This is a genomic window from Bifidobacterium apousia (assembly GCF_007559275.1).
Lineage (GTDB): Bacteria > Actinomycetota > Actinomycetes > Actinomycetales > Bifidobacteriaceae > Bombiscardovia > Bombiscardovia apousia.
This window is the reverse complement of record NZ_VMHK01000001.1, coordinates 1-22,101: the sequence shown is the minus strand read 5'-3', so window position 1 is coordinate 22,101 and position 22,101 is coordinate 1. Positions and strand designations below refer to the sequence as shown.

The 22,101-nt window shown below is 54.5% G+C and carries 13 protein-coding genes; 6 read left to right on the top strand and 7 right to left on the bottom strand.

What is annotated here, in order from left to right:
• Positions 1 to 46: 46 nt before the first annotated feature.
• The 7 genes from FPK30_RS00070 to FPK30_RS00040 form a co-directional block, all read right to left on the bottom strand.
• Positions 47 to 3,034, bottom strand: coding sequence for a glycoside hydrolase family 3 protein (locus tag FPK30_RS00070; RefSeq protein WP_144084794.1), 2,988 nt, complete (start codon positions 3,032 to 3,034; stop codon positions 47 to 49).
• 352 nt (positions 3,035 to 3,386) lie between these two features.
• The gene (locus tag FPK30_RS00065) at positions 3,387 to 4,427 is read right to left on the bottom strand and encodes a LacI family DNA-binding transcriptional regulator (protein ID WP_144084793.1); all 1,041 of its coding nucleotides are present in this window, start codon (positions 4,425 to 4,427) and stop codon (positions 3,387 to 3,389) included.
• Between the two features lie 218 nt (positions 4,428 to 4,645).
• Positions 4,646 to 5,476, bottom strand: a complete 831-nt coding sequence (locus tag FPK30_RS00060; protein ID WP_260803619.1) for a carbohydrate ABC transporter permease — start codon at positions 5,474 to 5,476, stop codon at positions 4,646 to 4,648.
• Between the two features lie 53 nt (positions 5,477 to 5,529).
• Positions 5,530 to 6,396 (bottom strand): carbohydrate ABC transporter permease, encoded by an 867-nt coding sequence (locus FPK30_RS00055; protein WP_144084791.1) that lies wholly within the window; start codon positions 6,394 to 6,396, stop codon positions 5,530 to 5,532.
• A 234-nt stretch (positions 6,397 to 6,630) separates the two neighbouring features.
• On the bottom strand, positions 6,631 to 7,986 hold the full coding sequence (locus FPK30_RS00050) for an ABC transporter substrate-binding protein (RefSeq protein ID WP_144084790.1): 1,356 nt from the start codon (positions 7,984 to 7,986) through the stop codon (positions 6,631 to 6,633).
• 107 nt (positions 7,987 to 8,093) lie between these two features.
• Positions 8,094 to 10,247 carry a glycoside hydrolase family 36 protein gene (locus FPK30_RS00045; RefSeq protein ID WP_232341856.1) on the bottom strand — a complete coding sequence of 718 codons (2,154 nt, stop codon included), beginning with the start codon at positions 10,245 to 10,247 and terminating at the stop codon, positions 8,094 to 8,096.
• 305 nt (positions 10,248 to 10,552) lie between these two features.
• A complete protein-coding gene (locus FPK30_RS00040; RefSeq protein ID WP_144084789.1) occupies positions 10,553 to 13,945 on the bottom strand; it encodes an Ig-like domain-containing protein in 3,393 nt (1,130 codons plus the stop codon).
• Positions 13,946 to 14,605: 660 nt separating this feature from the next.
• Here FPK30_RS00040 and arfA point away from each other — a divergent pair.
• From arfA to FPK30_RS00010, 6 genes are all read left to right on the top strand, one after another.
• The gene (gene arfA, locus FPK30_RS00035) at positions 14,606 to 16,138 is read left to right on the top strand and encodes an arabinosylfuranosidase ArfA (protein ID WP_144084788.1); all 1,533 of its coding nucleotides are present in this window, start codon (positions 14,606 to 14,608) and stop codon (positions 16,136 to 16,138) included.
• 55 nt (positions 16,139 to 16,193) lie between these two features.
• Positions 16,194 to 17,594 (top strand): ABC transporter substrate-binding protein, encoded by a 1,401-nt coding sequence (locus FPK30_RS00030; RefSeq protein WP_144084787.1) that lies wholly within the window; start codon positions 16,194 to 16,196, stop codon positions 17,592 to 17,594.
• Positions 17,595 to 17,647: 53 nt separating this feature from the next.
• Entirely contained in the window at positions 17,648 to 18,562 is a 915-nt protein-coding gene (locus FPK30_RS00025; protein ID WP_144084786.1) for a carbohydrate ABC transporter permease, read from the top strand.
• A 1-nt stretch (position 18,563) separates the two neighbouring features.
• Positions 18,564 to 19,448, top strand: a complete 885-nt coding sequence (locus tag FPK30_RS00020; protein WP_024627137.1) for a carbohydrate ABC transporter permease — start codon at positions 18,564 to 18,566, stop codon at positions 19,446 to 19,448.
• 98 nt (positions 19,449 to 19,546) lie between these two features.
• Positions 19,547 to 20,608: a LacI family DNA-binding transcriptional regulator gene (locus FPK30_RS00015; RefSeq protein ID WP_144084785.1), complete on the top strand. Its 1,062-nt coding sequence runs from the start codon at positions 19,547 to 19,549 to the stop codon at positions 20,606 to 20,608.
• A gap of 77 nt (positions 20,609 to 20,685) precedes the next feature.
• On the top strand, positions 20,686 to 21,522 hold the full coding sequence (locus tag FPK30_RS00010) for an alpha/beta fold hydrolase (RefSeq protein ID WP_186279302.1): 837 nt from the start codon (positions 20,686 to 20,688) through the stop codon (positions 21,520 to 21,522).
• The last annotated feature ends 579 nt before the right edge of the window (positions 21,523 to 22,101 follow it).

The window sequence follows — 22,101 nt, the reverse complement described above, 5'->3', positions numbered from 1 at the left end:
GTGCATAGGTCCGTCCGCCGAGGAGCAGATCAACAGAGATGGAGGATCAGGCCGTCGGCCCTTGGTCGGAGCTGTCCTCGGACGGTGTGGTCTCCATGCTGGCCGGATCCTGGGCGCGGGTCTGCCGGGCGTCGTCCGCCAGATCGCTCAGGGTGCCCACATCCACAGCGCTGCGACGTGCCTTGAACCTTCTGAAGGCCAGGTACTCCAGGGCCAGGAAGATCAGGGCCAGCACAACCAGTGCCACGTAGAGGGCGATCTGCCAGGCAGGGGTCTGCACCTTGGGGTCGCCATTGGCGTACTTGTAGCCATGTACGACCGTGTAGAGGATGTTGTGGCTAGCCTGGCGCATGGCCTTGACCGAGGTGGCGCTCTTGTCCTTGACGTGGTTGGTCACCTCGGTGGTGGCCAGCATGGCGTCGTTCCCGTTGCGGATCAACTGGTCGGCGTTCTGGTAACCATAGACGCCGAAGTAGTCGGTCAGAACCATGCCGCGGAAGCCCCACTCACCGCGCAGTACATCCTGCATCAGCGGCGCATAGGCGGCCACGTAGGTGGTGCCGACGTAGTTGAATGAGCTCATGGCAGCCTGGGCACCGCCCTTGACTACAGCAGCCTGGAATGGCTTCAGGTAGATCTCGCGGATGGTCTGCTCGTTGGCCCAGGTGGCCAGCATGTTGTTGCGGTTGGTCTCCTGGTCGTTCATGGCGAAGTGCTTCATGAAGGAGTAGACGCCCTTGGACCGAGCTGCTGCGACCTCGTTGGATCCCATGACTGCATTGATTTCGGGGTCTTCGGAGAAGTACTCGAAGTTACGTCCGGAGAAGGCGCTGCGGTGGATGTTGAAGGCCGGCGCATACCAGCCGGAGACATCCATGTCATGGGCCATGGTGCCGATCATCTCGCCGTAGCGGGTGGCCAGACCGGGGTTCCAGGTGCAGGCCATGGAGGTGGATGAGGGGAAGCCCAGGGAACCGACCTTGGTGAAGTTGTTGTTCAGGGCAGCGGGGCCGTCGGCATCGGTGAGCTCGATCTTGCCGATGCCCTTGACAGCTTGGGTGCCATAGCCACTCATGGCGATCAGACTGTCCATGTCCTTGACGCTGAGCTGGTCCAGCAGCTTGTCCCACATGGGGTCGTCGTACTTCTTGTCGCGCAGCTGGTAGAGCCTGACATTGTTCTTGGCACCTGTCGTGGGCATCTTGTCGCTGTCGTTGTCGAACTTCTTGGGGTCGTAGTTGCTGTTGTTGTAGAAGTGGGCCTTGGCCTCCTCGGGCATCTCGGTGCTCTTGGGCGCCGCCACGGCATCCTCATAGTTGGCGAAGTGGTTGGCCCTGGACAGATAGGTCGCCGTGCCCTTGGCATCGTCGAACCTGTTGGTGGCTGCAACCTTGTCGACGGAGCGAGGATTGCTCTTGTCATAGGTGACCGTATGGGCGATGTTGACCGTGTCGGACTGGATTGGACGGTGGGAGTCGGATCGGATGGAGATGCCGTAGTCGCCCTGGTCCAGCACGTAGGCCTTGGCATGGTCGGCATCATAGGAGGCCATGTCCTCGTCCTTGAAGCTCACCGGGATGGTCTGGCTCTTGCCGGGATTCAGGATTTTGGTCTTCTTGAAGGAGACTAGGTTGGCGCTGGCCTTCTCGATGCCCCCGTTGGTGTAGGGAGGCTCGAAGTAGGTCTGGACCGTATCGCGGCCGGCCTTGGCGCCGGTGTTGGTGACGGTCACATCAAAGGAGATCTTCCCGTCAGCATGATGGATCGATCCCATCTTCTGGCTGAAGGTGGTGTACGACAGGCCGTATCCGAAGGGGTACTGGACCATCTGGTCGTAGTTGATCAGGCCTTCCTTGGCCGCAGTCTCCCAGAAGCGGTAGCCCACGTAAATGCCTTCGTTGTAGTCCACGAAGGTAGGCGTAGTGGTTTCGGGCTTGCCGGTGAACCCGGTGAAGGTGGCCTTGTGGTCGTCCATATTGGTGTAGGTGAATGAGCCGAAGTTGTTGTAGGTCGGCGTCTTGGTCAGGTCGCGCACGAAGGTGTCAGAGGTCTTGCCTGAGGGATTGACCTTGCCTTTCAGGACCTCGCCCAGGGCGGTGAAGCCGGCCTGCCCCGGGGGCGGGCACCAGAGGACGGACTTGATCTGCGGATATTGACCCACGAAGTTCAGGTTGAAGGTGTTGGCGCCGTTGTAGACCAGGACCACCTTGTCGAAGGAGCTGGTGACCTTGGCGATCATGTCGTTTTCGGGCTTGGACAGCTCCAGGAAGCTCTGGCCCTGCTTGAAGTCCGGATTGGCCTTGTCGTTGTCGTGATAGGTGATGTCCTTGGCCTTCATGTCCTTCGGCAGGTCGGCGCCCTCGCCGCCCACTCGACCGATGACCACCACGGCGGTGTCGGAGAACTGCTTGGCATCATCCATGAGCTTGCTGGTGTACTTGTCGGCCGTGGGTTCGGGCAGGGTCCAGTCCTGGGCGAACATCTCGACCTTGGGACGGTCCGCGCGGTACTTGGTATAGAAGTCGCTCAGCTCCTTGTTGGTCTTCAGACCGGCTGAGGAGATGCCGTCAAGCAGGCTGGTGGTGGGGTTGTCTGCCGACATGGAGCCGGAGCCTGTGCCGCCGTAGACGGGGTTGGTCGAGGCCCAGCCGAAGACGTTGACCTTGTCGGACTTCAGGGGGAGTGTGCCATCCGAATTCTGCAGCATGGTGACGGACTCACGCTGGATGTCCTTGGCCAGGTTCCGGGCTGCGGTAACGGTCGCCGGCTGCAGCTCGTGCTTGCTGGTGGACTTGGTGATCAGGTTGGACAAGGGTCCAAGGAGCATGGTCGCCAGGGCTGCGACGACAGCCACAAAGGCCACCAGCCAGGACTGGGAGTGGATCATCTTTCGGTTGGCTACGTTTTTGACGGTGTGCTTGTTCACGGCGATCGTGATCAGCAGGGCCAGTACCAGAAAGACGCCGATAACCACCAGCTGGGGTATCAGCGACTTGAGTACGGCGACCACATCGCTCAGATTGACACTGAACATGTTCGCTACTTTCCTCTGTTCTCTGCCGAAGCTTCACCCGGTCACGACTATGGGCCGGTCACGCAGCAGACGGAGCATTTGAACTGTGATCCGCCTCCTGGGTGGGCGAGCGACCTTCAGCTGCATCGACACGCCTTTATGCCACAATTTCAGTTAATCATTTACGACGTGTTTCTGTGGCTGCACATGCGCGAACTGTCGAATTCGCCGCATAACCTGATTTGTTTCGCGGCGTGTATTTGCGTGTGCGAAGTGGCGCGACACCCCTTTGGGGAAAGCAAGTATAGGTCAAGTATAGGTTTGAAAATCAGAGAGACGGGTGTGATGGGAACGATTCTCGCACTCTGTGTCACTACGATCTAGGAACCCCGGTCGACTCTCGTTCGATCAGGTGGCCTGGTAGCTCAACCAGCCTGTTCCAGTCATCGGTTCTGCCTCGCCCTTGATCGACATCGTCGATTTCCGTTTTCAATAGGTCGAAGGCCTTTTCTCCGGCCTTGAAGAAATCCTGATGGATCGTCGTCAGGGAGGGATTCCAGATCTTGGCAATAGGATGATCGTCGAAGCCTGCTACTGATACATCTTCGGGCACTCGTCGGCCCACATCGTTGAGGCCTCGGATGATGCCCATGCCGATCTCGTCATTGCCGGCAAAAATGGCGGTGACCTCAGGCTTTCGTCCCAAGGCTGACCCTATGCGCTTGCCGGACTCTGGATCCCAATCAGCCTTTATGGGTGCTGGTGCCGGCACTCCGGCATCCTCACAGGCGGATCTCCATCCGGCCAGGCGGCTGTATCCGCCAGCGCCACCGGGAATGCTGACGTGATACACGGTTTTGTGTCCCAACCCCAACAGATAGGAGGTTACCGCATACCCTCCGTCGCGCTCCTGCATGGAAATTTGAGTGACATCCGATTTCCGGTTGCCGGCAATGAGGATGATGGGCAGATCCTTGTTCACGTAAGCGAAAGCATCGTCGCTAACCTGATCGTAATCAAGGAGTACAATGCCTGCCGGATTCTGGTCCAAAATCGATTGGATGCGCTGGCGTGATTGCTCGCCCGCCTCTGGGCTCAGAACTCCGATATTCAATGTGTACCCAGCCTTTTGCGCTCTTTCCTCGATGCCAAAGATGGTCTGCGATTGGCCGAACAGAGTGGTATTTGTCGAGAGAACAGCGATGGTTTTGGTCCGTTCCTTAACCAAGGCTCTGGCAATAGGATTGGGGCGGTAGCGTAGGAGCTTCACAGCTTTGGCAATTCTGTCGCGTTTTTCCCTGCTGACCCGTTCTGGGCTGTTGAGGTACCGGGACACAGTGGGAACAGAAACTTGGGCCAGGACAGCAACGTCTTTGATGGATGCCGGTTTATTGTGATCGACCGTCCTAGCCATAGCAACTCCCATACCCATATGCCGCCTTGTGCCTGACCATCGGATGGAATTCACGCATACCTGCAGAATCAGACTGACGGAGCGACATCTGTTCGTCCGTCCTTTTGGCCGACTGCCACTGCCGTCGACTTCCGGCCACTTCATAGTACATGAGGAGGCCGGACGCGGGCGGTGTCATGCTGATACCCTGCCGTCGGCTTCCGGCCTCCTCATTCGGTCTACTTCACTGCTCCACCGGTGATGCCTGAAATGATCTTGCGCTGTGCCAAGGCGAAGATGATCAGCAGTGGCAGGCTCATCAGAATGATATAGGCGAAGATCAGATGCCAGTTGTTCAGGTAGAGTCCGGCAGAGGCGATGTTGTAGAGATTCAGCGGCAACAGATCCATCTTGCCGGAAAGTATGAAGAGCGAGTAGAAGACGTCGTTCCAGATATAGAGGGTGACCAGAATGGTTGCTGTGGCAAGAGTCGGTCCCAGGAGGGGAAGGATGATCGTGAAGAATATCCGCATAGGACTGGCCCCGTCCATGCGTGCGGCCTCTTCAAGAGAGATCGGTATCGTCCGGATGAATCCAGTGACGAAGAAGATAACCGTAGACAGGTAGATTCCGACGTAGACCCCGATCATTCCCAGAGCTGTCCCTGATAGGCCGATGATCTTGAGCAGCATCATAACGGTCACCACTGCCGGCGGCAGGACAAGGCCAGAGATGGAAAGGGCGTACACCACAGTCATTGGCTTGGTGGCTCGACGGGCAAGTACCCAGGATGCCATAGAGCCGAGCAACAGAGCCAGAAAGACCGAGGGCACCGTAACGATCACCGATCCGAAGAAAGCCTTGATCATTTTGCCATCGGTGATGACGGTCGAGAAGTTCTGCAAGAGCTGCCAATGGCTGGGCAGGCTCATCGTGGGGCGGATCGCCTCGGCCTGGCTTTTTCCGGCCGTAACGATGAGCAGCCAGAAAGGAACGCCCAAGAGAACCAGCATGACCAGAACCACCAGTACCGCATGGACGATGGTGCCGGTTTTGGATCGTTTGTTCACAGTTGTGCTGCTTTGGGCCTGGGTGGCCGTATCCGGCGTGTAGGTTGCCGATGTCATAGGATCTTTGCCTCTCTTCTCCGCAGGTAGATGATCAGGGGGATGGCGATGATCATCACCATGACAAACAGGACCAGGCTCATGGTTGTCGACTGCGAGTAGAGTCCCTGACCGAAGGTTCTCCAAATAAAGATGTTCAGTATTTCTGTAGATCCACCAGGTCCTCCTGCTGTAGTCGCCTGGACAATGTCAAAGCCGTTCATCGAGCCCAGGAGTGATGTGGCGACATTGAAAGTGAATGCTGGAGCCAGCAGCGGGAACTTGATCTTCCAGAATATCTGGCTTTTGCTGGCGCCATCAATGCTTGCAGCTTCCAAAACGTCCGGATCGATGGTTTTGAGTCCGGCCAGGAAGATCAGCATAGACAAGCCCATCCATTTCCATCCGTGGATTGCTGCGACAAGAACGATGGTCCATGTGGTGTTACCCAGCCAAGCCAGGTCGATTGTCCGTCCCAGGAAGAAGGAGAGTATCTGATTGAGGGCGCCATCAGATTTGAGCACGGCCTGCCATATGTAGCCAACCGCTAGGGCCGACATGATGACTGGGACGAAGAACATGACGCGAGCGAACCTGTTGAGGCGGGTGTCTTCTTCGAGAAAGACCGCCAGGATCAAGCCGAAGGTGTTCTGGAATATGGCCACGAGAATGGCATAGACCAGGGTGATGCGCAGGTCCCGCATCAAGGTGCCCGAACGGAACAGATCGACGAAATTGCGTACCCCGTTGAAATCAATCGTCTTGCCAAAGGCTGACCAGTTGGTGAAGGCGTAGATGAAATTCATGATCGTCGGAATGAAGAAGAAGATCAGCAGGACCACAAATGCCGGAATGACGAATTGCAGCGGGTAGTTCTGCTTCATAAGCGTTTTGATGGGATTGACGGGGGTGATCAATCTGTTCCTTCTTCGCCCTCCGTGAGGTGTGACCCCCTCGGTTGCATGGTTTACCATACTTATCTGCTTTTCCTTCCATGAGATGGGCATCAGGATCAGGAGCGCCGGCCCCGATGCCCATCCGATGTCGTGCATGATGACCGCTTCCGGCTGTTGCCTTGGTGTGAGCAGCTGCCGGAAGCAGGACAAAGACAGGAACCTTTAGAAGTTCTTGGCCCCCTGTGCTTTAGCCAATTGAGCGAACTGGTCCTGGGTCGCCTTGGTCACATCCTGGGGCGACTTCGTGCCGTTGACCATATCGGCCAAATTGATGTAAAGATCAGGATTGGCTATGGCCAGGGACTGCATGGAGCCTACGCCGGTCTTGATCGCAGCTGCGGAATCAATCAAGGCTTGGGGAACCGAATCAGGGGACTTAACCCCCTTCAGTACGGAGATGATCTTCTGGTCCTTGACGAAGTCTGCGTATCCGGTGCTCATCCAGTAATTGATGAGCTGACGAGCGGCGGCTTCCTTTTTGCTGTCCTTGCTCTTAAAGGCCACCAGCGCGTTGTTCTGTTCGGGGATGATGGTTCCGACATTCCCATCCTTGGAAATGGGGAAGAAGCCGATTCTTTCGTCCAAGGCCTGTTTATCATTCTTGGCCAGAGCCGCCACGGCGTTGAACAGCGAATTGACCTGGATGATCATTCCGGTCTTGCCGTCCCAGAGCGCTGCGGCCTGGTCGGTGTCCTTGGCTGATCCTGCGTCCTTGTTATAGAGGCCCTCATCAAAGAGCTGCTTGTAGTTGTCGACTGCGGTCTGAATGGTTTTGTCGGTGAACTTCTCTTTTCCGGTATTGATGCGGTCCCAGAGGCCGTTCTGAGCCGCCTCGGCCAGTTGGACGGATACCGCGTACTGGGTACCCCATTGTGAGCCTGCCATTTCGAACAGGGGGGAGTTCACTCCAGGGACATTGGCCGCTTTGATCTTCTTAGCGGTCTCGACCAGGTCGTTCCAATTTTTAGGTGTCTCGGTGATACCGGCCTTCTTGAAGACTTCCTTGTTGTAGAAGACGCCCTCAACTGGCGGGGTGGAGAAAAGAGCCGCATAACGGGTGCCGTCCACTACGCCACCGGCATCGGCGATGCCCTGGGTGTAGTTCTTTACCCAAGGCGCATTATCGAGCTTTTGCAGCTTATCCTGGGCGATAAAACCAGCCAGCATGGACTTGGTGGGCTGCCAGAAGGCCAGGTCGGGTGTATCTCCAGTCGTGATCTTCGTCTGGACATTCTGCTCGTACGGATCAGGAATGGTCTGGACATCGATTTTGGCACCCGTAGCCTTCTCGAAGTTCGAGACCACTTTCAGCGGAATCTTGTTGGAGTTCTGGGCTACCCACATCTTCAGCTCGACTCCGTCGAGTTTTTGCGTTGCCGAAGGCCAATAATCCTTAGAGCTTGTATCGGCACTGTCACTGCTGCCAGTCGAGGGATTCGAGCACCCGACCAGAGAGAAAACCATTGCACCCGTCAGGGCGATGGCCGCGCCGACTCGGGTTGTGTTGAATATCTTCATTGAAATTCCTTTCCTAGGTTCCACGATCCTTCGTGGAACCTTCTGCCCATCATGAATGGCTACTCGGAAACCCCGGTTTGTAGGTGTTGACGCCTGCCGGTAATTCCTTAAAGACGACTTTGACCTTGGGCCTCCTTTCTTGTGACTAATATGGTTCGGGACGTGAATCGACGCTCTGGCGCTTGCAAACGCAGCTTGGCAGCGTTCTGGTCCCAAAGGATTTTCCATGGCGCGAATCGTTCGCCTGTGGGGAAGATGGTATGAATGTCAACGGCTGAGTCGGCGAAATCAGGCAGGGATAAGACCACATTGCTTTCTTCGCCGGCAGGGTTTCGAGCCCACACCGTCACTAGTGCGCTCTGGTCATAGCGAAGACCGAGGGCCAGTGCCTTGTCTGTCCATCCGGGCAGTCCCATGGGCCAAAAAGGAACAGCTCTGGAAACGATGGGCTGTATGTGATACTTGTAGGTCTGTACGGCCTGGGCAATCAGGTTGCGCTGGTCCTCATCCATTGCATTGAGAAAGCCCGAAATGAACAATCTGCCCAGCATGCTGGTGTTCAGGTTGAAGGCGATCTCTTCCAAGCTCATGGAAGCTTGTGGATAGGCCCAGTTGGCCGTCTGCTCCGGCACGGTCATCATTGGTGAAGATGCTGCGATCGGTGGATAGAGACGATAATCCTGCTGGTCCGAAGTTGATTGGACACGGAAGTGACTGGTCTGCATGAAATCTTCGCGCATGCCACCTGAGGAGCAGTTCTCAAGAATTAGATTTGGATAACGCTCATGCAAAGCATCCAACCAGCCGCAGTAGGCCCGATTGTGACCTAGAAGCCCGTCTCCTAGGCTGTCGGCTTGATTGTCGGTGCCGGCTCCTGGAGAGACGTTGTAGTCGAACTTAAAGTAGCCGATGCCGAATTCGCCGATAAGTCTGTCGACGACCGAGTCCATATACTCTCGAGCCTTATCAGCTCGGAAGTCCAATAGGTAACGGTCCTGTTCGACGACACGACGACCATTGCGCTGGAAAAAGGCTGTGTTTGGCAGAGCGGCGGCGATAGGGCTACGCACGCCCACGACCTCAGGTTCCATCCACAGACCGGGAACCATGCCACGCGAGACAATGGCATCAATCACCTCGGCGAATCCCCCTGGGAAGCGCGTCGTGGAAGGTTTCCATTCGCCCACTGACGGCCACCAATCGCCGGAATCGTCATACCAGCCGCAGTCGATGCAGAAGACCTGGGCGCCCACTTCAGCTGCGCTGTCGATAAGGGGAAGCAGCTTCTCGGTGGTCGGGTCGCCGTTGATGGTATTCATGTAGTCGTTGAAAACCACTAGCGGATATTGGTCCTTGGCCACGTGCGTGCCGAAAGTCCGCCGATAAGCGATCAGGGAATCGTAGGCCGATTGAAAGGAAGAGGCCAGAGTGACCGAGGCTGGTACGGACGTAAAGGTTTGCCCCGGTGCAAGGCATTTTGACCAGGAGTGATCTTCATTTGTGGGTCCGGATAAAGCCATGTATCCATCGACGGTGTAGTCGCCGACCTCCCATCGCCAAGCTCCGTTGTGCTCGACTTGGAAAATCCAAGTGGCTGTATGGCTCTTGTTGCATAGGACCGCGAGCGGGGCCTGGTGACCGGTTGACCACGTGCCTGTGGAGATCGCTTTGTACTCGTTACGTGGATTGTTGCCAGTCAGTTCCTGTGAGAGTTGAGGGAAGAGATCCTCGGTTTTTTCAGAGTGCCAGCGGTTTTCGCCCAACCAGGCGAAAGCGCCATGAAGAAGTTTCCAGCTGCCTGCATCCTGCTGTGCTCCGGGCGTGGATCCGAACAGACTGACCCAACTAGTGACTGATTCGAGGCTGATCGGGCGGTTTCCGATATTGGTCACTGTTACAAAGGTTCGAAACGTGGTCTGATTCGTAGGAAGTTGATAGGTCACGTCAGCTTGAAGACCGGCGGTACGGTTCTCCATTCGTACGTGCAACGAATTGATACCGTTTTCAGATTTGTCAGAATGATGAGAAACGTATCGCATGCCAGCCCCGATTGAAGTGCTGACCAGCCTTTCGCAGGCAATCCAATGACCGAAGCCAGCGGCCATGATCTCCACAAGGGGCAGATTGTCGTCGATCCTCATGTCCACATCATCCGACGTAATCCGACCTATGCTGACCGGAGCGTCGTCATCCCAATGGAAAAACAAGGATAGACGATTATTACCCCATTGAAAGTCATGTGTCATGATGTCCTCTGCCATATGATTACAGCCCAGTCGGGTGTCGGTGGAGATCGTGGTGACCGATAACCGCAAACAACCTTCCCTGCTTATTTGCTGATCGCCTCTCTGTGGTCTTGGAGAATGTTCATATCCCTATGACCACGAAGGTCAATCCCTAAAAACACAGAGTAATTTGAAAACGTTATCGAGTCAATTAAGCGTGTCGCTTCTGTCGGGTTGCAGGTGTGTCTGCCGGCGATGCCGGTCTTCCTGTGGCTATCGGAATGGGGAATGGCCACAGGAAAGCCGTTAATTCGACTAAGCCTCACAGTATGCACAGTATGTCATGACTGTTTGCCGTGAGAATGCTGGACCATCATGAAAGCCAGAACGGAAGTTCCTACAAGCACGATGGTTGTAAGGAGGATGAGCGTAACTGCAGACCCTGTGGATGAAAGTCGGAATTCCTGACCTTTTTGTCCTGCTGCTTTCGCGCTCGACCTAGGTTTAGCTTTTGAATCGTTCGCGGTTGACGCATCTGCGGATGTCGCCGGAATCACCTGAAGACGGAAGGACGAGCTGGCACTTCCGGAACTTGCTGTGATCGTGCAGTTGCCAACCTCAAGGGCAGACAGCATGCCTTGGGGGTCTACCGTTGCTATGCGTGGATCCGATGTGGACCAGGTGATGGCGGCATCAGATGATCTCTGCGAATCTGTGGCGGTCAACTGCAATTTCTGGCCCTTACGCAGTGTCATTCGGCCCTGAACCAGACCGGGGGCATGGATGGTGACTGAACCTGGTTCTGATGGGTGGGACTCTAGGTCTTCGGATGTCGGCGTCCCGATGATTTCAGGGTAGAAAATCAGGGAGTCGATATTCGGTGCCACTCCCCAGGAGACAGCGCCTCTGCCCGTTCCAGCCGGATCCCAGTTCCCCAGTGATAGGGCCCCTCCATTCGTGGATATCTGCAGCGAACGGTTCAAGAAGCTTCTGTCGGAATAGGTATACCTAAACGAACCTCTGGCAAGTTCGGGGCCGTGGCCATCCCCCTGGCGGATTTGCAGTCCGAGGTCCACGATTTGCGGGTTATAGTCGTGCCTGCCAATGAAGGCATCGTTGGAGAATCTGACGGCCACCATATAGTCCCCACGAGGAACCGTGCCTGCCGGAATGGTCATGATGCCGGGATTGTGCGTATTCACCTTTGGTCTGTTGTTGCTATTCTCAACCACCACACGGGTGCGATCGCCGTATCCGGCCGGGCCGCTTTCAGCAGTGGTGAACTGATTTCCCAGGCCGATCACGTATTGGTGGTTTTCGGCATTGGACGAATTCTCAGTGGTCGCGCTCGCCCCGCCGTTCAATTGTTGATCCTCTGCCTGAAGGGAGATGGCAGAGTGACGCAGATCCTTGGATGCGGCGACCTGAACATCGCGTAGACTCACGCCTGTTCCCGAAAGGTCCAGACTGTTGATGCCTTCACTCAGTGCCACCTCAAGACTGGTCGATTGCAGACCTGAGTAGGCGGCAGTGATTCCCGGGAGGGTTTTTCCATTCATGTTCAGGGCAATCGGTGTTCCTTTGGCGGCCCGATAGACGAGTTTGATCGTGTGGTATCCCTGGGACCAGCCATGGATGAAGGCATGAGCATGGCCTGATCGAAGTTCGGCGAACCCGCGACTGCCTTCATTGGAGAAATCGAGCGAGGCTCCGCCGGCAAGACGGAATTGCGTAGCCGGGTAGTCTACGGCATCGCTGGTTCCATCGCGATCCTCGGGAATCCTGTACAGGAGGAACTTGTCAAGGGTGTTATCCAAGGCCGTCGACCCATGGATACTGATGATGTGTCGTCCTTGAGTAAGGTTCATCTCCAGCTGAGTGCTTCCCCTATACAGCCATTTCGCGGCATCTTTCATGGCAAGTTCGGCGTGATAGTCCAATTCGCCAACGGCTTTGGAGTCCACGCTGACCTTATTAGTCCCTGGGAATCCTGTGTTTCCGCTGATTACCTGCAGCCTGTATTTGCCGTCGGCAGGGGTTTGGACTTCCCAGTCAGCTGTGGCCCCATCCTTGAAGTTGCCGACATCACCGTTGCCGGACGTCATGAAGTAGCTCCACCCATTGCCCGAAGGTGTTTTGTCGTAAGCACGGGCGCCGCCGGATAATTTGGTCCGTTCAGCTTCTGTGACTTGAAGGTTTCGGCCCAATTGGTCATCCGTGCGCAGTGACCGGTCCTGGTGTGGCGTGACTACGAGTTGGTATGAGGCATACCGGTCTACGCTGGTTGTGGTGACATCGAGTGTGCCATTGTGTACCTGAGCATTTGAGATCGCATTTACCACGCGGGGGGATGCAGCGATGCCGTCTGGTCCTGTAAAAGTATTCTCGCGCACTTCGACATCCACTGTGGAGCCGAATCCTGCCTTGTCTAATCCAGTTAGGTGTACGGTCACCGGAATGTTGGCCCCTGTGTTCTTCACTTGATCAGCATTTTCGTCATTGGCGCCTCCGTACAAGACTGTTCCCTTGTGGTTGGTAGCATTCAACGCCCCTATGCCCTGGAGCGAGTCGATCTTGTTGCGGTGCCCGGAATCCACAGAGACGGTCTGATCTCCTCGTAGATCTCCGTACCATTTGAACTGCCACCAGCCTGCATTGGCGGCGTTGGCATTGGCCATATTGTCTGATAAGTTGCCTGCATAGTTCCAGTAGGCGGTCTCGGCCTGGACCTTGGTGTCCTCGAACATGCTCATCCATTGCACAAGTTGACCTGGCACAGACATGTCGCGTAGCTCTCCGTACTCGGTAATGTTGATCTTTCTGGCAGGCACGCCGATGTCCTTTTCCAAAGCGCGATAATTCGCGTAGTGGGTGCGATAATTCTGCAGGCTTTCTTTGCCCAGCTCATGCCAAACGAAGACATCCGGCAGGGTTCCCTCTGCCTTGGTATGGCGCAAAAAGGCCTCTGATCTATTCTGTCTGAAGGATGAGTCCCCAGGGCCGGCTATGCGGGCGTGCTCGGCTGTGGGGCGCACCTTGCTCGGCTTCTCGCCAGTCTTGTATTGTTGCCAGATGGCTTCTATCAGTCGGTAGTCTGTGTCCCAGTCATTGAGGAAAGTCGTTTTAAACAGCGGGTTCTGGGCATCGTCGCCTGTGTAGTACCAGTTGCCTCCGTCTGGCTCGTTGAAGGGGATAAAAGTGTATTGGTCAGGATGCTCTGATTGGGACAGTATCTTATTGACGACGATTTCGACGACTTCGCTATAATCCCAGCGCCCATTGGGCTCATCGCTGTAAGTGCCATACCTGGGATCGCTGACGGGCACATTAGTTACATATGACCGGTCATCGCCTGGGCGTGAACCATGGTTATAGGACCAATCTGGGTAATAATCTTGCATGTATACTGCCAGTTCTCGTCCTCCATTAGCAAAGAACTGACCCTCCAAAGCCAGGGCGTCTCCGCTGGGGTGTTGGGAACCTGTTGGCGGTTTCTGTGAGGAATTCTCCACACGGGCGCCGTCGAGAATGGCATCTGTCGGCGATCCTTCGTCGCCCAAGCCGTACAGGGTTCCCGAAGCTCCGCCGAGGAAATTCCCGGTTATCTTGCCCATATCGACTTGGAGGACTTGCGCTGGTTTGGCTTCATCGGCGTAGGCTGCTGGCAGAACGCATGTTCCGGTCAGCAGGCCCGCGCTCACTGCTAATGCTATAAGTGTCTGATATTTTCCCATGATGCGTTTCTTTCATCGGAATGCAAAGCAATCGCTAGATTCGGATAGTTCGGGATCCGAGTGAGTGATGCTGAGAACTACATTGTTCACGCGTTGGCCGTCTGATCCTCAACGGCGAGGTCATAATCGGCTTGGGTGCGCTGGTATGTGCAAGGCTCCTTTCATTTCAATGTTGGTTCTGTCTCGTGAATGCCCATCGATGGCATCATCGACGCGACTAAAAACAGCATATTGTGAAAACGTTCTATCGTCAAATATGAGCTTCTATAGAGTTATAAAACCCACGAGAGAATAGGCTTTCTCTAGAGACCCTATTTTATATAGATAACGTTCTCATAATTGAGAATATAGCAATATTTATTGAGTGCAGGGGTAGGCGATCTCGCTGCTGAGATAACTGCGTCCGCGTCTGGCACAAAGGAATAGATACAACGTTAGTATTCATTTGGGCAGCTATTCGAATATTTACCATTGTGTATTTGAAAAAGAGTAGTTCAGAATACTTGATTTGTCAGGCAATCGTATATAGAGTACATTGTCAGTTAAGAAGTACAAGGTTGTATTAAATATCAGGGCGCTGATGCACTGGCATCGGTTCCCGGGTTTAAGACAACGTTGTTTCGCTTCATTCGGTATGGAGGTAGCAGAGGAATGGAATCCATGGCGCAAACCCGTCAGAGACGGTCGTATATGCATGTGGACGGGAGGTATCAGTTAGCGGCGGTCGATGATAGGCTGTTCGGCTCATTCGTCGAGCACCTTGGTCGGTGTGTGTATACGGGGATTTACGAACCTGACCATCCGAGAGCCGATGGCCACGGATTCAGGCAGGATGTCATCGATCTGGTAAAGGAACTGGGTGTTTCGACCATTAGATATCCTGGCGGCAACTACGTGTCAGGCTACCGTTGGCAAGACGGAATCGGTAACCCTGCCAGCCGGCCACGTCGGCTTGATTTGGCATGGCATTCCACTGAAACCAATCAGTTTGGCCTCCATGAGATGGAGGACTGGCTTGCTGAACTCGGCGGCAATGAGCTGATGGAGGCTGTGAACTTGGGGACACAGGGGATCCAGGAAGCCCTGGATCTTTTGGAGTACTGCAACATTCCCTCTGGAACAGCTCTATCGGATTTGCGACGCCAGAATGGGGCAGACCGGCCTTTCAACATCCGTATGTGGTGTTTGGGCAATGAGATGGACGGTCCCTGGCAGCTAGGCCATTGCGATGCGATTGATTATGCCCGGATGGCGGCCAAGACTGCGGCAGGAATGAAGCAGCTTGACCCGGATCTGGATTTGGTCGTCTGCGGTTCTTCCAGCCATGCCATGGACTCGTTCGGCGAATGGGAACGGACAGTGCTGGAACATACCTATGATTATGTGGATTTCATCTCTTGCCATGCCTATTACCAGCCTCACAATGGCGATATGGAGAGTTTTCTGGCCTCCGGGGTTGATATGAACTCCTTCATCAGGGATGTGTCCGCAGTGATTAACTCTGTGAAAGCCGAGCGGCATAGTGATCATCAGGTTTATATCTCCTTTGATGAATGGAACGTGTGGTATCAGGATGGGGAGAAATCAAAGAATCCAGAGGGTATCGACAACTGGCCGATCGCACCCCGCCTTCTTGAAGATACATATACTGTCACTGATGCCGTTGTCTTCGGCGACCTGCTGATCACCCTTCTGCAAAATGTAGACGTTGTTAGGTCTGCTTCTTTGGCACAATTGGTAAATGTCATAGCCCCCATCATGACCGAGCCGGGCGGGGATGCCTGGAGGCAGACGATTTTCTATCCATTTGCTTATGCTGCACGATATGCCAAGGGCGGTACGGTATTGTCTGCTCCGCTGGAAAGCTCTGAGCACCATACCAACCTCTACGGCACGGTGGCCGATGTCAATGCTGCAGCTGTTCAGCGCTCTGACGGCACACTGGCGGTGTTCGTCGTCAATCGTTCGGCGAAAGGCGACAATCAATTTACCGTTGACCTCGGCGAGAGTGCCTCATATTCACAGGTTGAAGCCTTTACCCTCCATGATGATGATTCACAAGCCGCAAATACGGCTCAGAAACAAGAAAGGGTGGTTCCTTACCGGAACAGAACCGCAGTCATCGAAAACAATGGCAGGCAGGGATGCGTCACGCTTCCTCCTGTGTCTTGGACGATGCTGTTGTTCGCATGAATCAGTTTTGCCGCCCAACAAGGAAGTGGGCGGCAGAGTTCAAAAAGGAGAAAAGATGAAAACAGCACGACTCATGGGTGCGTCGGTACTGGTAGCTGTGATGGCGTTGGCAGCAGGAGCTTGCGGTTCTCCTGGATCGCCCTCTGGCTCGTCTAATAACGAAGCATCCCAAGTGCATAACGATGCCAAAGCCAACGATACTGCCAAATGCCGCAATACGGTTAAAAAGCCCAATGCTGAAAAGGTGACTGTATGGGCTTGGTACCCTGCTTTCGGCAAGCTGGTTGATCACTTCAATGAAACACATGATGATCTTCAGGTCTGCTGGACCAGCGCCGATCAGTCTGCCAAGGCATACTCTCGATTCAACACCACCATTAAGGCCAAGTCCGGTGCTCCCGATGTGATTCAGCTCGAGTATGCAGTTATGCCACAATTCGCGTCAGGTGTGGAAAAGCATCTGGTGGACCTGTCGAAGTTCGGCGTAGATAAGATCCGGAGCAATTACACGGCAGGCGCTTGGAAAGATGTCCAACTGGGAGGTTCTAAAGGAGTCTACGGAGTGCCGGTGGATGTGGGTCCTGTGGTCATGTATTACCGCAAGGATATCTTCGACAAGTATCAGGTCAAGCCGCCAACGACTTGGGATGAGTATGAACAAGCGGGGCGTGAGCTCAAGCAGAAGGGCTACGCAGGGCATATAGGCAACTGGCAGCCTAATGGCACGCTGTTCAACTACGCCTACTACGATCAGAATGGCGCTAAAGTCTTCAAGTATTCAGCCAATGATCCTGAAAATGTCGGTATCAACATTAATTCCGACAAGGTAAAGAAAGTCGTCTCCTTCTGGCAGAAACTAGCCAAGGATGACATTGTTGCGACGGATGATACAGACACTGCAGAATGGAATAAGAAGAACGTCGACGGTTCCTATGCGACAATCATCCATGCCTCTTGGCTGGTCGGATACCTCAACGGTGTCAGCGGAGTGCAGGAGGGATCACAATGGCAGATTGCCAAAGCCCCTGTTTGGGACCAGTCAGATCCTGATGTCAACTGCGGCGGCTCGGGAATGGCTGTGACTGATCAGGCCAAGCATACCGAGGCTGCAGCGAAGGTGGCCATGGAGCTCTTTGGTGATGATGCCGCACAGGATATTGCAGTCAATGACAGCGGCCTGTATCCTACATGGACCAAGAAACTCAGCTCGGCAGCCTTCTTGGATAGGCAGGAGCCGTTCTTCGGCAATCAAAAAATCAATAAGATTATTGCTCCGGTGGCCCAGGGGTACAAAGGATATCAGTTCCTTCCGTTCCAGACATATGCCAATGACGAACAGACCAAGACACTCTCCGCCATTCTCCGAGACGGGAAGAATGCCTCAACGAGCTTGGATTCCTTGCAGCAAACGCTAAGCGACTATGCCAAGCAGCAAGGATTCAAGGTATCTCAGTAAGTCTGGTCGGATCTCATGGGGGGAGCTGATCACTCCCCCCGGGAGGATAAATCATGTCAGCAAAATATGTGTCTGCCAAAAGGCGTCGCCGGCTGAGCAAGGATAATCTGTGGGGTTGGTTCTTCACGCTGCCTTTCGGCATTGTTTTTATTGTATTTCTGGTCGTCCCGCTAGTTTATGCCTTTTACGTGTCCCTTTTCACCTACACGCAAGTGCGTGGAAGTGTTTTCACCGGCCTGGAAAACTATCGACGGGCCTTTTCGGACCCTATATTCCTCAAAGGCATGGGCAGGGTCGTGATCTATACGTTGGTCATGGTGCCGATTCAACTTGGCTTGGCGCTGATTCTAGCCTTGGTTATCGATTCCATGATGACGCGTTTGGCGTCCGCTTCCCGGCTTCTGTTCTTCCTTCCCTATGCCATCCCGGTGGTCATCGGGGCGCTGATGTGGGGATTCATTTACTCGAAGAACCTGGGTCCGTTTACTTCGATCTTTGCCTTATTCGGCCGTCAGCCACCAGATTTTTTGAGTACAAACGGCATATTCGGAGCATTGGTCAATATGGTCACATGGCAGTGGACAGGGTATTACATGGTAATTCTCTACTCTGCCCTGAGAGCCATACCGCATGATCTATACGAATCCGCTAGGTTGGATGGCGCTTCGGAGCTGCAGATAGCTGTTCGGATCAAAACGCCTATGATCAGCAGCTCGTTGGTCATGGTCACGATCTTTTCGTTGATTGGGACCTTGCAGTTCTATACGGAGCCAATGGTGTTGCGCAATAATGCCAACTCGGCCATACCCCCGGAATACACGCCTAATATGTATGCCCAGGCGTTGGCCTTCAACTACAACCAGATTAACTACTCGGCAACGATCTCATTCGCTTTGGGGCTTCTGGTCGTTATTTTCAGTGTGATATTCATGCGGGTTACCCGCAAGCAGTCTGGGTTAGGGGATTAGCATGCTAAAGGAAAAGGATGCGGCTCGTAGAATCGCCCAGCCACATCGCGTGGGTTCGAATCTTCTGTTGATCGTATGCATCATCTATTTCCTGATGCCTGTGTGGTGGCTGGTTGTGGCCGCGACAAAATCCAATTCTGGACTGTTTATGGGTACGGGTGGATCCCTTTGGTTCGACAAGCATTTTGCGCTTTTCGACAATATCAAGGAGCTCAGCACCTACGAAGGGGGCATATATTGGCGATGGCTGCTGAATTCCTTCCTATATGCCTTTGTCGGAGGACTGGGGGCCACTATTATTTCGGTCATGGCCGGTTACGGGTTCGCAAAGTTCAGGTTTGCCGGCAGAAATGCCTATTTCGATATCGTGCTGGGCGCCCTGATGATTCCGACGACCGCCTTGGTCATCCCCACCTTTATTCTGATGTCGCAGATAGGAATGAACGATACGCTCTGGGCGGTTCTGTTGCCTTCGCTGCTGTCGCCGTTCGGCACATACCTGATGCGCGTGTACTGCACGGGATCTCTGCCAGACGAAATGCTGGAGGCGGCGAGGGTTGATGGAGCCGGGGAAATCCGGACCTTCATCCAGGTGGCCCTGCCTATCATGACCCCGGCCATAACCACGGTTTTCCTGCTTTCCGTGGTCAACTGTTGGAACAACTATTTTCTTCCGCAAGTTGTGCTTGCCGATACCAAGCTGTTCCCGATTACAGTGGGATTGACCCAGTGGCAGGCCAAGTCGAATGCCGGCTCAGGGTCGGAGCAGGTATGGAACCTGATTACCTCCGGAGCCTTTATCTCAGTCATTCCTCTTGTCTTGGCCTTCCTTTTCCTGCAGAAGTACTGGGTAAGCGGGCTGACAGCTGGTGCCGTCAAAGAATAGGCAATCCTAGTATGTCCCGTTTGTGCCTCTCGTCGTTTCGGTGGGGGGCACGTATATTCTCGAAGAGGGAGTGATCGTTGCATCCATAAGGAGCGGCAATGCGGAGACGAGTGACCATCAAGGATGTGGCCAAAGAGGCAAACGTCTCCATAAAGACCGTTTCCAACGTGTTGAACCATTCAGGCAGTATGCGTCCCGAGACCAGGGAACGTGTCAAAACAGCCATGGCCAAATTGGGCTATCAGATCAATATGTCAGCCAGATCGCTCAAGACAGGAGCAACGGGCATCCTGGGGCTGGGAATATTCGATTTCACCCAGCCCTTTGGGGCCTATCTGGCTGACAAGGTGATAGAAACCGCCCGTGAGCGTAAGTATGGTGTGGTAGTTAGTACCTATAGCTCGGGCGGGTCAGGTATTCGAACCATTATCGACGAGACCTACCATCTGGCCGCAGATGGGTGGATATTTTTCGTTGAACGGCCCTTGCGCGACAAGGGTATTCTGCTTTCGCAGACCTACCCTCTGGTGATGACCGGGGACTATCGCCCATATGGCAAGGCAGACTTTGTCACCATGCCGAATACTGAGGCAGAGCGATTTGCAACGGGACGGCTTCTTGACGCGGGTTGCAGACGGTTGGCTCTGGTTGGGGCGCCAGCCAAGTACAGTCGCCGATCGGTCTTTTCCGCGGTGGAAGGAACTCAGGAACTCCGGGTCAGGGGATATATACAAGCTTTTGAGGAGCGCGGACTGGAAGTTGATTCCAGTCTTATTGTCAGCCTGCCGCGCCTGATGACCGACGAGGGGATTAAGGCAGCCGATTTCCTCTTGGATGATCATCCTGATGTCGATGGAATCATTTGCTTGAATGATGCAGTTGCTTATGGAGTGATGCATCAAGTTCAAAAAAGAGGTCGTTCGATTCCAGAGGATATTCAGGTAGTGGGGTTTGACAATACCCCAGAGGGAAGCTATTCCAACCCTGCTTTGACGACTATCGACCCTTTGATTGACGACTATGCCCGGGTGGCGGTCAGCATGCTGATTGAGCGAATCAACGGATATGCGGGCCCTGTGCGTACTTATACCACGGGTTTTGAGCTTGTTGAACGTGATTCAACACAGGTTGGAAAAGATGCCGATAAAATGACTCCATGACTGGTCGCATTGCGGTAGTTCCCAGTAGCTCCCGATTATATGGGACGCGGATCAATGGTGCGCGCTTTGTTTTCTCGATGAATCCGGCACCTCCTCATGCTCCTATCATTCTTTACCTCCATGGTGGTCCGGGTGATGCCTGCATTCCGCTGACCATGCGCTACAACGCGGCCTTGGAGCGCGATTTCCGCTTCATCAACCTGGATCAGCGAGGCAGTGGGCTGTCCTATCATCCTTTTGCGCCTGGCGAGGTAGTGACCATCGATTCGATGGTTGAGGACGTTCACCAGTTCGTGCTTGAGCTTCTTCGTGCCTACGGGCAGGATTCCCTCATCCTCATCGGTCATTCATGGGGCAGCGTCCTGGGACTGGAGATGGTGAAGCGGTATCCCTCGCTCGTTCGCTGTTACATCGGTCTTGGACAGGTTGTCAGCATGCGCGCCGCTCTTCGGTTAAGACGGCATTGGGGGCAACAGAGTTTGGGCTCCCGGCTTGGTGCGATCGTCAGCAAGGAGAGCGGGGCTGCCGACGTGGTGCTGATGGTCGATGAGCTGCTGTCGCGTGGCGGGGTTGCCATGCTGTTCGGATCTCTGGGACGGATCATGACCTACCTGCGCTCGCCCTGCTACAACTGGTCGCGTCTGCTCAACCATGTCAAGGGGGTGGCTCAGTCCCGGGCGCGCTTGGACGCTGAGCTGGAGCAGGTCGATTTCAACGGGCAGACCTCTTTCGGGGCCCCTGTTTATTTCATCAGCGGCAAGTATGACCGTCATCTGCCAGGCAGTCTGGTTGAGTGGTTTGCTGATGGGCTGAAGAGCGCGCATCGGTTCATCCGCTTTGACCGTTCAGGGCACTGCCCACAGTGGGACGAGCCAGAACGGTTCGCAGCAACGGTTAAAGCCCTCTGCGTGTAGCGCGCGTAAGAAGGAACTGCAGCCTGGCTGCACGCGTTCATCCGCATGGTGGAAATACCTCTTGCGAAGAACCGAATCTACTAATATGAGTCATTGAAGATATTGGTTTGAGCCTCGCTGAAGAGTGCGCGGGGCTCCTGGATAGGTGAAGGCCAATTGAGCGGGGCTTGGTCGGCAAAAACCGACACGCCGTAGAAACCGCGAAATCATTGGGTTCCACCGTGATTTCAGTATGCCAATTTGCAGGTCAACCCAAACTCGTGTAAGTTTACTTCTTGCTGCCCGGCAGTGATGAGGACTCTTCGGAGGGCTTGGAGCTGTTGGTGTGGTGGTGGTTTGAGAACTCAAGAGCGTGTTTGTGCTACTTATAGCTTTTTGATTGCCAGTCCGGCGCCTTCCCTTGTTGTGGGGTTTCGTGGGAGCGTGTAATTGGTGTCGGGGTTTTTCGTGGGTTGGTTTCCTCCTTATGGAAGCTGGCCCGTCAATTATTGATGTGGGCTGTTTCGGCCTTCTTCATGGTTTTTTGTGGAGGGTTTGATTCTGGCTCAGGATGAACGCTGGCGGCGTGCTTAACACATG

Coding starts and splice junctions, on each gene's coding strand:
- FPK30_RS00070 (WP_144084794.1), bottom strand. CDS start 3,034: ATGTTCAGTGTCAATCTGAGCGATGTGGTCGCCGTACTCAAGTCGCTG.
- FPK30_RS00040 (WP_144084789.1), bottom strand. CDS start 13,945: ATGGGAAAATATCAGACACTTATAGCATTAGCAGTGAGCGCGGGCCTG.
- FPK30_RS00065 (WP_144084793.1), bottom strand. CDS start 4,427: ATGGCTAGGACGGTCGATCACAATAAACCGGCATCCATCAAAGACGTT.
- FPK30_RS00050 (WP_144084790.1), bottom strand. CDS start 7,986: ATGAAGATATTCAACACAACCCGAGTCGGCGCGGCCATCGCCCTGACG.
- arfA (WP_144084788.1), top strand. CDS start 14,606: ATGGCGCAAACCCGTCAGAGACGGTCGTATATGCATGTGGACGGGAGG.
- FPK30_RS00020 (WP_024627137.1), top strand. CDS start 18,564: ATGCTAAAGGAAAAGGATGCGGCTCGTAGAATCGCCCAGCCACATCGC.
- FPK30_RS00025 (WP_144084786.1), top strand. CDS start 17,648: ATGTCAGCAAAATATGTGTCTGCCAAAAGGCGTCGCCGGCTGAGCAAG.
- FPK30_RS00055 (WP_144084791.1), bottom strand. CDS start 6,396: ATGAAGCAGAACTACCCGCTGCAATTCGTCATTCCGGCATTTGTGGTC.
- FPK30_RS00010 (WP_186279302.1), top strand. CDS start 20,686: ATGAATCCGGCACCTCCTCATGCTCCTATCATTCTTTACCTCCATGGT.
- FPK30_RS00030 (WP_144084787.1), top strand. CDS start 16,194: ATGAAAACAGCACGACTCATGGGTGCGTCGGTACTGGTAGCTGTGATG.
- FPK30_RS00015 (WP_144084785.1), top strand. CDS start 19,547: ATGCGGAGACGAGTGACCATCAAGGATGTGGCCAAAGAGGCAAACGTC.
- FPK30_RS00045 (WP_232341856.1), bottom strand. CDS start 10,247: ATGGCAGAGGACATCATGACACATGACTTTCAATGGGGTAATAATCGT.